Source organism: Aromatoleum toluolicum, assembly GCF_012911005.2.
Classification (GTDB): Bacteria; Pseudomonadota; Gammaproteobacteria; order Burkholderiales; family Rhodocyclaceae; genus Aromatoleum; species Aromatoleum toluolicum.
This window is the reverse complement of record NZ_WTVS01000205.1, coordinates 1-459: the sequence shown is the minus strand read 5'-3', so window position 1 is coordinate 459 and position 459 is coordinate 1. Positions and strand designations below refer to the sequence as shown.

General features: G+C 64.5%; 1 protein-coding gene. It reads left to right on the top strand.

Features of this window, described 5'->3' with window-relative positions; all coding sequences use genetic code 11:
• Positions 1 to 459 (top strand): sulfate adenylyltransferase subunit CysD (gene cysD / locus GPA27_RS28385; protein ID WP_169143737.1); only part of this gene is annotated, 459 nt, incomplete at both ends.

Sequence of the window (459 nt, the reverse complement as noted above, 5' to 3'; positions counted from 1 at the left end):
CTCGCGATGAAGGCCTTCCACCCGGCGCCCCCGCCGTTCCCGCTGCTGCACGTCGACACGCGCTGGAAGTTCCGCGACATGTACACCTTCCGCGACGAGATGGTGAGCAAGCTCGGGCTCGACCTGATCGTGCACATCAACCCCGAGGGTGTCGCCAAGGACATCAATCCCTTCACCCACGGTTCGGCGATCCACACCGACATCATGAAGACCGAGGGCCTCAAGCAGGCGCTCGACCAGTATGGTTTCGATGCGGCTTTCGGCGGCGCCCGCCGCGACGAGGAAAAGTCGCGCGCCAAGGAGCGCATCTTCTCCTTCCGCACCGCGCAACACCGCTGGGACCCGAAGAGCCAGCGCCCCGAGCTGTGGAAGCTCTACAACGCCCGCAAGCACAAGGGCGAGTCGATGCGCGTGTTCCCGCTGTCGAACTGGACCGAGCTCGACATCTGGCAGTACATC